Source organism: Blautia glucerasea, assembly GCF_020537505.1.
In the GTDB taxonomy this organism is placed as follows: domain Bacteria; phylum Bacillota; class Clostridia; order Lachnospirales; family Lachnospiraceae; genus Blautia_A.
In genome coordinates this window covers 1-10,688 of the sequence record NZ_JAJBMO010000044.1, presented here as the reverse complement: position 1 = coordinate 10,688, position 10,688 = coordinate 1, and the positions used below count along the sequence as shown (strand labels likewise).

Sequence of the window (10,688 nt, the reverse complement as noted above, 5' to 3'; positions counted from 1 at the left end):
CCCATTGTCCGAATGCGTCCCTCTTCGACGAACTTTTCAACCCACAAAATAGCAATAAGGTGCTTGGCAATCATAATTTGACAAACTTTCTATAAAAAAGTAAAATACTTATAACTATACAGAAACATGCATACTACAGATCTTTTTCAAAGGAAAACTATAATAAAAAATACGAAGAAGCGAGGATGGACCGAAATGAATACATGGGAAGCAAACATTCGTAAAGTAATACCTTATACCCCAGGCGAGCAGCCAAATCAGCCCGACATGATCAAGCTGAATACCAACGAGAACCCATATCCCCCTGCACCAGGCGTGGAAAAAGCATTACATGGAATCAAACCGGATGCACTCCGTCTTTACCCAGATCCCACAGCTGGCGGCCTGGTACATGCTATTGCCCGGAATTATGGCCTGAAAGACGAGCAGGTATTTGTAGGCGTGGGCTCAGACGATGTACTTGCAATGAGCTTCCTCACCTTCTTTAACTCGGACAAACCAATCCTTTTCCCCGATATTACCTATTCTTTCTACGACGTATGGGCAGACCTTTTCAGGATACCATATGAATGCAAAGCTCTTGATGAGAACTTCTGCATCCGCAAAGAAGACTACTTCGGGGAAAACGGTGGAATCATTTTCCCCAATCCAAACGCTCCTACAGGAGTAGAACTTCCACTTGGTGACATCGAAGAAATTATTCAGCATAATCCAGACGTGATCGTGATCGTAGACGAAGCTTACGTAGATTTTGGAGCAAAATCAGCCCTGGAACTGATTGGGAAATATGACAATCTTCTGGTTGTACAGACTTTCTCAAAATCCCGTTCCATGGCAGGCATGCGTATCGGCTTTGCCTGCGGAAATCCACAGCTGATCAAATTCCTGAACGACGTGAAATATTCCTTTAACTCCTACACCATGGACCGCACTACCCTTGCTACCGGTGTGGCTGCAATCCAGGATAAAGCATATTTCACAGAGACATGCGGGAAGATCATGTCCACAAGAGAATGGACCAAGAAAGAACTGTCCACTCTTGGCTTCACATTTCCGGATTCCAAGACCAATTTTATTTTTGCATCTCACAACAGTTGTCCTGCAAAAGAGATTTTTGAGGCACTCCGGGAAGAACATATCTATGTAAGATATTTCCCGAAACCAAGGATTGACAATTATCTGCGTATCACAGTGGGAACACAGAAAGAAATGGAGAAATTGATTCAGTTTTTAAAAATATATCTCACAAACCGGAAATAGCACAGTAATTGACGATGTAACTCAGTATGCAGCTATAATATGAATGCGCTTGGATGATATTGATATTAACTCTTATTAATTTTCTGGCATTGATATCGCCAGACAACCAGGAGTAAAAATGAAATATAACAAGTTGTTAAAAAAAGAAGTTTTAAGCCTTCTTCTGGCAGGCTCCCTGGTTTTCACCGGAATGCCGGCCTGGGCCACTGACTCCGTGGATGGAAATACCGCATGGGAAGACAGCAATGAAAGTGGTACTGAGACAGACCAGCAGGATACGTTTGCCTCTGCTGATTCTGCCGATGCCTCCGATGGGTTTTCAGATGCAGAAGATATTCAGGCTCCCGATGGTGACGATGGCTTTTCTGACGGAGAAGCTGAGGAACAGACTTCTGGATTCAGCAGTTTGGATTCCGGTGACCCGTCCCCGGAAGATGATAATTCCATAGAAGAGAATGGTCTTACTGATGAGGAAATCGAAGCCCAGTTAGAGCCTATCCGGGAACTGGAGCTTTTAAGCTATGTGGATCCTCCTTCTGGCAATGGGAACGGGGATACGGGAAGTGTAGGCGCGGCAAGAGCTGCGTCCTACCCGGCACGGTATGATCCAAGAAGCAGTCTTTCTCTTCCAGTCCGCAACCAGAAGCCCTCCAATATGTGCTGGGCGTACACGCTGGCTGCCAATCTGGAAATATCCTTCAAAAGAGCCGGAGCTGGCCTTTTTGATTTGTCAGAAGAACATCTGGCCTACTTTTTTGCAAACCGAAAGAACGACCCGCTGGGAAATACTGCCAATGATAGGAACGAGGTTCAGCATTCCTACCGGGAAGGTGGAAACCAGACTCTGGCTGCCATCTTTTTAAGTACCTGGAGCGGCATGGCATTGGAGTCCCAGGTCCCCTATGAGACCAATGCAGACCACACACTGGATTCTGAGAAAGTACCAGATCCCAGCATGGCATACAAAACAACGGCATACCTGGAAAATGCTGCATTTTCCTCTTACTCTGTAAATAATATTAAGAACCTGATCTTAGAATATGGCTCTGTTTCCATGTCTTTTGGCATGTATGACAGCTATTACAATCCGCATATGTATGCCTACAGTTATCCGGGAAGTGCGGGAGTAAACCATGCGGTGACACTGGTAGGCTGGGACGATAATTTTTCCAGGGAAAATTTCAACGAAGACAGCGAGGTAACTTCTGATGGAGCATGGATCGCAAGAAACAGCTGGGGAGATGACTGGGGGGACGGCGGTTACTTCTACATTTCCTACCAGAATAAATGCAACTATAACATTGTGGCTGCAGAAGCTACTATAAGCCCGAAGTACAGAAACAATTATTTCTATGACGGTTCCTGTGCGCTGAGCAAACTAAAACTGTATCCTTCAGGAAGCAGTGGGATTTCCTCTGTTTCCAATGTTTTTCAGGCAAAAGCAGGAAACGGAAAGGGAGAGGCGCTGGGGGAGGTGGTGCTGGCTACCTACACAGACGGCGGTTCCTACAGCATTCAGATCTATACCAATCTGGAGGATAAGAGTAATCCAGTGAGTGGAACACCAGCCTATAGCAGCCCTGTTACCTTTTATCAGGAGCATGCCGGCATTTCTACCGTGAAGGTTCCGGAAGTGAATTTGATGAGTGGCACTTTGTATTCCGTAGTAGTTACCAATATAGGCTCTTACGCTGTAGACTATCTGTGTGAGACTAACAGTGCCTATGACTGGGTGGGATTTAATGCGGATCTGAGGGAAAACCAGAGTTTCTGTTATCATGAGAAAAGCGGCTGGAATGATTTTTCCAAGACCAGTCCTAGCGCATGTGCCAGAATTAAAGCCCATACACGAACCCTTGGCAGTGTAGTAACGGTGCAGAAGCCATCCTCCATGCAGGCATCCGCCAAAGCTTATAACAGGATCGGTCTGACCTGGATGAAAGCATCTGGAGTTTCCGGTTATCAGATCTACCGGAAAGAATCTGGCGGGGAATACAAGAAGATGACAACCCTGTCCTGGAACTACAGTACATGGACAGACACCACTGTGAAGCCTGGAATTACATATACCTATAAGCTTCGTGCTTACAGCATGGTAAACGGAACTGCGAAATATTCCGGTTTTACCGTGGAAAGAGCTGTGAAACCAGCACTTTCCACACCGTCTGTTTCTGTGAAAGTTTCTTCTGGCGGTTATAACACTGTTTCCTGGAATAAGATCTCTGGAGCCGAAAGCTATGTGGTTTACCGGAAAACTTCTTCTGGAAAATGGACGAAAATATCCACTATAAAAAAGGCTGCGACTACCTCTTATAAAGACAAAAAGATCAAAGCAGCCATAGTGTATGAATACACAGTAAGAGCCTGCTGTACCGTGAATAAAAAAACTGTGGCAAGCAGTTATAAGTCAAGCGGAAAATATAAGTCGGCGCCGTCCACACAGACTATTTCCTCAGTATCAAATGTGAAAAAGGGATTGAAGATAAAATGGAAAGCGCAGAAAAAATGTGATGGTTATTATATTTACCGAAAAACTGGAAGCGGCAAATATACGCTGACCGCTACAATTAAGAAGGGCAGTACCTCTTCCTGGACAGACACGAAGGTGAAGAAGGGGAAAAAATATACGTATTATGTGCGTGCCTATGTAAAAGAACCTACTGGCATAGTGAAGAGTAAATATAAGGCGTTTAGGACTGTGACGAAACGCTGAGAATTTGAAGAATAGCGTAAATGAGATAGAACACACGCCCCATGTTTCACACTCGCTTCGCAGGATGGAGCTTGTCAGTGTGTCAGGCTCCAAGGCCTTATGTTAGTATAGACTTTTAGTTCTTTTCCAGAGTAAATAAAGAGGAAGCTCGTTACATGAGCTTCCTTTTTAACATTTCCGGGTTGGAAGAATATTTCAGGGCTGTTTCCCTGGTAATCTGGCGGTTCCGGTAAAGCTGCAGCAGGCTGTTATCCATGGAACGCATGTCGTCCTGTGACGAGGATGCGATGACGCCGTCAATCTGGTAAATCTTATTATCCCGGATCATATTTCGGATGGCCGGGGTCAGCCTCATAATTTCAAAAACCGGTATATTGTGTCCATTTACATCTGGTACCAGCTGCTGGGAAATAACAGTCTGCAGTACCATGGAAAGCTGAATGGCGATCTGGTGCTGCTGACTTGGTTCAAAAACATCCATAATACGGCTGATGGTATTGGCAGCCCCGGTGGTATGAAGGCTGGAAAGAATGAGATGACCAGTCTCGGCAGCAGTCATGGCAGTCTGGATGGTTTCATGGTCACGCATTTCTCCAAGAAGAATCACATCCGGGCTTTGGCGCAGGGTAGCGCGCAGGGAAACCAGATAATTGGCAGTATCAGTACAGATCTCACGCTGGCTGACAATGCATTTGTCATGGCGGTGCAGGTATTCCAGAGGATCCTCAAGAGTGATGATATGTCCTTCCCTGCTATGATTGATCTGGTCGATGATGCAGGCCATAGTTGTGGATTTTCCGCTTCCGGCAGGACCGGTGATCAGAACCATGCCTTTAGTGAGATCGGAAGCTTCCATAACAGCTGGTGGAATATGCAGATCCTGGGGATCTGGCAGGTTAAAGGCAATGATACGGATGACAGCAGCAAGAGAACCACGCTGGCGGTATGTATTTACACGGAATCGGGAAAGTCCGGGTATTGCCATGGAGAAGTCATCGTCTCCGGATTCCAGCATAGGCTGGATGTTTCGGCCATGGGCAAGCTTGTAGATGATCCGGATAAATTCGTCTGTCTCAGGGGGCATGAGCCGTTCCTCAAATCCCTCCAGAGTGCAGAGCTTTCCGTCGATTTTTACAGAAAGGGGACGACCTGCAATAATAAAAATGTCAGAGGCTTTTTTCTCAGTGGCAAGCTGGAGAAAGGCCTTTACTTTTTCTTCCATAAAACTATTCTCCTTTATAGACGGACTGGCTGTTATCTGGATTCCAGTCGGCAGTTACAACGGTGTTCCAGGAAAGAATCCTGGCTGTATTGTGGTCTGTCCGGAATACAGAAATCTTTGCAGCCAGACTTTGTGTATCAGAAAATGCTTTCACATAGCTGACTGTATGCTCATCTGGATCCCATTGTATATTCTCCTGTGAGTCCAGATAATCAGAAACGAGCTGGTAATAGGTACTATCTGTTTGGGTCTGCGCCTGAAATTCTTCTAAGGCCTGAACCAGTCTGGCATAAAAATCAGCTGCCTCACTGCAGGTATTATAATAAGCTGTGGTCTGTTCCAGGGAAAGGGTGCTGGCGCGCAGATCCTGCCTGGAAGTACCATATCCCAGCAGGGAAAGGATCACCAGCATAAGCACTCCGAAAATCAGAAACAGGGATGGAATTCCAGTTGCGGAAAAAAGATTCTTTTTTTCTTTCATGAATCCGATTCCTCCTTTGCTGTCAAAATAGGAAAACGGATGGTTTGTGTATAAAGACTGGTTTCCTCATTGGCATTGCGGAGTTTTACAAACGTGATCTGAACCTCTTTGGTATTGGCAGAAGCAGAGCAGACCACCATCATTTTATAAACTGCGGCTTCCTGGGAAGTATTCCGCCAGTGTTTGTCAAAATAATAGCAAATACTGTCCTGATCTGCAACTCCGTCTGGCATCAGGGAAAGAAAATTTTGGACAGTGCCATCTGTACCTTCCAGAATTTCACCTGCGCTGGTGATCAGTTCCTGGATATGAGAGTCCTCCCGGGCGTTTACCCTTGCGGTATAGGAGGCTGCAAACAGTTTCACACAGACACCGCAGGTCAGTCCCAGAAAAAGAAGGACAAATATCATTTCCATAAGAAAAAGACCGGATTTGGAATGGGTAGTAATTTTTTGCATGAAGAACTTCCTTTCAGAATATAATTCAAAAGTCTGTGCCTCAGATTGGAATGCCTGGATGAAGCAGAAAACAGGAGCTATGTCCGTCTGTGTCTGTTAATGTGATCCTGTAAAAAGTGTTTTCCACAGTTTCTATGTGGAAATTCTGAAGGTGTGCCAGGTCAGTTCCCATGGAAAGATCTGCCTGGGAACCTTCTGCGGTAAAAAGCTCTTTTAAGCTGCTGCCATCAAAATAAATATAAGTGCAGTAAGCTTTGCCCTTAATATCTTCCTGAAAGCAAAGAGTCTGTGTTCCCTGAATCTCTGTAAGGGAAATTTTTCCAGGAACATCATGCTGACGGAATTTGGTAGTGATGTAAGAGGCAGCGGTATAAAGGCTGTTATTAGTATCCAGGCTTTTTACAGAGGCCTGATAGCTCCCGGCACCAAAAAGCAGCAGAAATAAAAGAAACAGTACATACATTGCAAAGAGCAGCAGGGCTGCCAGTGAATCAATGCTGTGGTTCTTTTGGCTAAAACTGGAGATCATCTGGTACCTCCTTTTCGGGCAGTTACCGGAAGTACACTGATGGATGGCAGCAGATTGGATCCGTTTGGAACATATTCTACTACAAATTTCTCAGAGTCATAGGTAATATGATAATCGGAAAGCAATTCGTCCAGGCTCTGGGGATACCGGCCTGTGAGGGCATAAGTGCGGATGGCACCGCCTTCCAGCGCCTGGGTTAAAGTAATTTGTTCTTTTTCCAGGGAATCTGCCTGTGTATGGGCAATCCCCAGATAGAAGATAAAGCAGAGGATCACTGTGGATAAGACCGGAATAAGACTCCGGAAAATCCGTTTCACATGCGTTCCTTTGGTTTCAAAGATATCCATTTTTATCCTCCCTTGCGTTTGTTACGCGATCATTTCAGACAACAGGCCCAAAAGCGGCATCATAACAGAAAGAAGGATCAGACCCACAAGCAGGGAAAGGACGATCACGATTGTTGGTTCCAAAATAGACACAATATGGGAAATAGAGCCTACGGATTTCTCTTCATACTGTTCGGCAAGCTTTTCCATCACTTCGTCGGATGCGCCAGCCTGAAAACCAAGGGAGATCAGGCGTAGCTCCATGGTCTTAAAAAGCCCGGACTCTGTGATGGCTTCTGTAAATCCATATCCCTGGGAGAGCTGCTTATGGGCTGCGGTAAGCTTTTCTTTGATCTCGGTCTGGGTGACAATAGCGTTTGCAAGCTCCACACAAAGCTCCGGGGAAAGTCCGCTGCGGATTCCCATGGAAATGCACTGGCAAAAACGGCTGTAATCTAAGTTCACCGGGATTTCTTTCATTCCTGGAAAACGGTAGACGGTTTTGCGGATCAACTCCTGTCCCTTTGGATGAAGAACAAGAAAAAGGATGAAGCCGATTAGCGTGATCAGAAAAACAAGAAATACAGTGGAATAGCGGCTGAGCGTTTCGCCCATTCCAAGAAGGGCTCCGGAGATTCCACTCATTTCCAGTCCAAGCTGGCGGAAAACCTGCCGGAAAACCGGGAGGACCTTTATCAGAAGGATCACAATAACAGCAGTCATCATACCCAGCATAACAAGGGGATAGGTGACTGCACTCTGGATCTGGTCTGTGATCTGGATTTCTTTTTCATAGAAAGCGGACAGTCCTTTCATAACCTCATCCAGACAGCCGGTTTCTTCACCTGTGTGGACATAGGCAGTCATAGAAGCTGGAAAAGCCCCGGATTCTTCCATGGCATGTGCCAGGGAACCGGATTCCTCCATGTCTTTATAAAGAAAGGTTAAAATCTCTTTGCCCCGGTCTGTCTGGTTGTCATCATTTAAGACCGCAAGTCCTTCAATGGTGGACATTCCGGAACGTAGTATAATGGAAAATTGCTCGCAGAACTGGAACAGCTCCCGGTTATTTAACTTGGTAATCATATAAAATCCTCTCTGAAAAAACATCAGGCAGGTTCCACAAAAATACAGGAACCATATTATTGTAGTACTATCGGGTGAACTGCAAGGTATAATTCTCGCTGTCACCGATATAGGAATTGATAAGCTCTTCGTCTTCGCTGTTGGCGGTAAAGGTTGGATCCATGCGGTTCCATTTCTCTCCGTCATAGGTAATGGCATGCTCCACCCATCCTTTTCCCCGGATGTAAACATCGATCCATGCATGCTTGATGTCACCAGCATAACCAATCTGAAGCTTACAGGGGATGTCACGGCTTCGCAGCATTGCTGTCATCAGGGCTGCGTAATCAAAGCAGATTCCCTTCCCGGTGGAAAGCGTTTCGTCTACATCGGGAAGATAGCCTGTTTCGACGGTGACCGCTTTGTCCTCGTCGTAGGTAACATGCTGGGTTACATACTGGAAAACGGCATCAATACTTTCCTGTTCCGTAGCATCCTCTGCCAGAAGAGAAAGGGCTAATTTGCTGGCTTCCGAGTCAGGGGTGAAATTTACATATTGGTTCGGATACAAAAACGGGAGAAATTCATTCTCCAGGGAAACCTCCAAGGCCTGGGCAAAAAGTGCAGCATACTGGCTGCCGTTTACCTGTTCATAACAGGAAACCTGGTAAGTGCCGCTTCCACTGGTAAAAGGTATGACAGCACTGTCACCGGAGTTTATGAAATAGGAATAAACAACGCCGTCATCTGCGGAAAGCTGAATGTTCTTGGTGGTGCCATTGCTATCGCTAATAGCGGTCAGATATCCCTGGCTGATGTTGGAGATATCCAGTATCAACGGGGAATATCCTATGGTGTTTGTTCCAGGGGCTTCCGGAACCAGAACCTGCAGCGGGGAAAAAACGGGAGGCTCTTCAGAAGAAACGGAATTACCGCTGCCGCCGCATCCAGGTATTAAAAACAGGGCAAGGCAGATGAAAAGTAAGCAAAGAGGAAGGGCAGAAGTTCGATCTGACATAGTGCCGCTCCTTTATACAATAGTTACAATTTATTTTATAGAAATAAGTATAGCAGATTATGTCAAAAAAGGAAGAGAGAAGTTCAGTTTGCGAAGCAAACACTGCTTCTTGTGTCAGGTACGAGAGGATTTGTCTTTTGTTTATGGGGGCGCTTTGTTTCGTGTTTCTTTATTGAAAATTTGGTGATTTTTTACTGGGTTTTATCGTTGACAACCATCGGAAAATGATTTATTATATGAATGTAATTAAAGGCAAACCTGTCGAAAGGCGGGGACGCAAAGCCAAGGGTCTAAGGTCTTTTGACTATGACAGCCGGTTGCCGCATTGATATTGATTTGTGATGTGATAATGACAGGAGACAGAAGTCTTCTATTTGTGGCGACCGTTTATTTAATCTGATAAACGGTTTTTTTATTACCATAAATTGAGAAACCTGTTTCTGGAAAGCGGCAGTCAGAATCCATTATCGTTCAAGAAAGGTGTGTATATATATGAAAGGAAAGAAATTAACAGAGTGGTTCACAAGTAAGAAAATCGTTTCCAGTTGTGCGGCTATAGCACTTGCAGCTGTGATCGGTGGTGTTTCCTTATTCTCAGGAACCGGAGAGGCCCCGGAATTCCCAAGCTATACAGATCCTGTAATGGAGACCTCCATTCAGGAGGAAGAGACTCCGTTAGCTTCCCAGCCGAAGACCTCAGTGAAGACCACACGCAGAACCAAGACAACGAAGAAAACCGTTAAATTGAAAAAAGCTTCCAAGAAGAGCTACACCAAGAAGCTGAAAACAACTACCAAGGTTTCCAATTCTTCCAAGACCTCTGGAAATACAACCGTAGCAACAAAGAAAACAGTTGTAACCAAAGCAACTGAGAAATATACCAAGAAATCCAAAAAGAAACTGGTTACCTCCAAGGTTACCACAACTGTTCAGACAACTACAACTCAGCAGGTAACCGTTACAAATGTAGCAGCAGCCAATACCACATCTTCTGGTACAACTGCAAAGAGACCAGCAACTACTACAACAGTGAAGCCTACCACAGCTTCTACTGCAACAGCAAACAAGACCAAGTACGAAGCAAACGTAACATCCGTTGCAGGCAAGATGGACAGCCGTGTACTTTCTGCATTCCAGAAATTAGGATTCAAGCTGGTTGTTGATCCGTCCGTTAACTATTCCGGATACTTTGAAGCAAGATCCAGATCCATTACAATGAAACAGATTGATGATTCTGTATATCATGAACTTGGACATTTCCTTGCATTCATTGCTGGAAACGCAGACAGAACTTCAAGCTTCCAGAGCATTTATGCAGCTGAAAAGAGCAAAGTTACCGCATTCAATAAAGCATATGTAACACAGAATGCTTCCGAGTACTTTGCAGAGTCTGTTAAGGATTACATCCTGAACAATGCAGCTCTGAAGAGCACAAGACCTCAGACCTATGCAGCTGTTCAGAATGCGTTGAATCAGATCACAGATGCACAGATCGCTAAGATTCAGAAGATTTACGGACCATACTGGAACTAAATCCTACATAAATTTCAAAAGTAATCACGGGGATGTGAAAAAACTCGATTGAGTTTTTTCGCATCTCCCTTTTTGTACCTGTT

At 45.1% G+C, this 10,688-nt stretch carries 10 protein-coding genes and 1 riboswitch; of the genes, 3 read left to right on the top strand and 7 right to left on the bottom strand.

Translation table 11 applies throughout. The features are described from left to right. The first annotated feature begins 195 nt into the window (after positions 1-195). Both hisC and LIQ05_RS18775 read left to right on the top strand, forming a co-directional pair. Positions 196-1,260, top strand: coding sequence for a histidinol-phosphate transaminase (hisC, locus tag LIQ05_RS18780; protein WP_226822873.1), 1,065 nt, complete (start codon positions 196-198; stop codon positions 1,258-1,260). Between the two features lie 118 nt (positions 1,261-1,378). After that, entirely contained in the window at positions 1,379-3,973 is a 2,595-nt protein-coding gene (locus LIQ05_RS18775; protein WP_226822872.1) for a C1 family peptidase, read from the top strand. Between the two features lie 151 nt (positions 3,974-4,124). Here the strand turns inward: LIQ05_RS18775 and LIQ05_RS18770 are convergent, their stop codons facing one another. The 7 genes from LIQ05_RS18770 to LIQ05_RS18740 form a co-directional block, all read right to left on the bottom strand. After that, on the bottom strand, positions 4,125-5,195 hold the full coding sequence (locus LIQ05_RS18770; RefSeq protein WP_226822871.1) for a type IV pilus twitching motility protein PilT: 1,071 nt from the start codon (positions 5,193-5,195) through the stop codon (positions 4,125-4,127). A 4-nt stretch (positions 5,196-5,199) separates the two neighbouring features. Further along, the gene (locus tag LIQ05_RS18765; RefSeq protein ID WP_226822870.1) at positions 5,200-5,676 is read right to left on the bottom strand and encodes a hypothetical protein; all 477 of its coding nucleotides are present in this window, start codon (positions 5,674-5,676) and stop codon (positions 5,200-5,202) included. Continuing rightward, positions 5,673-6,134, bottom strand: a complete 462-nt coding sequence (locus LIQ05_RS18760) for a hypothetical protein (RefSeq protein WP_226822869.1) — start codon at positions 6,132-6,134, stop codon at positions 5,673-5,675. The genes LIQ05_RS18765 and LIQ05_RS18760 overlap by 4 nt, the downstream gene beginning before the upstream one ends. A 40-nt stretch (positions 6,135-6,174) precedes the next feature. Beyond that, on the bottom strand, positions 6,175-6,663 hold the full coding sequence (locus LIQ05_RS18755; protein WP_226822868.1) for a DUF4860 domain-containing protein: 489 nt from the start codon (positions 6,661-6,663) through the stop codon (positions 6,175-6,177). Beyond that, positions 6,660-7,010, bottom strand: coding sequence for a hypothetical protein (locus LIQ05_RS18750; protein ID WP_226822867.1), 351 nt, complete (start codon positions 7,008-7,010; stop codon positions 6,660-6,662). The genes LIQ05_RS18755 and LIQ05_RS18750 overlap by 4 nt, the downstream gene beginning before the upstream one ends. Before the next feature lie 21 nt (positions 7,011-7,031). Then, on the bottom strand, positions 7,032-8,075 hold the full coding sequence (locus LIQ05_RS18745) for a type II secretion system F family protein (RefSeq protein ID WP_226822866.1): 1,044 nt from the start codon (positions 8,073-8,075) through the stop codon (positions 7,032-7,034). A gap of 67 nt (positions 8,076-8,142) precedes the next feature. Further along, positions 8,143-9,072 (bottom strand): transglutaminase-like domain-containing protein, encoded by a 930-nt coding sequence (locus LIQ05_RS18740; protein WP_226822865.1) that lies wholly within the window; start codon positions 9,070-9,072, stop codon positions 8,143-8,145. 241 nt (positions 9,073-9,313) lie between these two features. Next, positions 9,314-9,397, top strand: a riboswitch (cyclic di-GMP riboswitch). Positions 9,398-9,564: 167 nt separating this feature from the next. Between LIQ05_RS18740 and LIQ05_RS18735 the strand changes: the two genes are divergently transcribed. Further along, positions 9,565-10,605 carry an anthrax toxin lethal factor-related metalloendopeptidase gene (locus tag LIQ05_RS18735; RefSeq protein ID WP_226822864.1) on the top strand — a complete coding sequence of 347 codons (1,041 nt, stop codon included), beginning with the start codon at positions 9,565-9,567 and terminating at the stop codon, positions 10,603-10,605. The last annotated feature ends 83 nt before the right edge of the window (positions 10,606-10,688 follow it).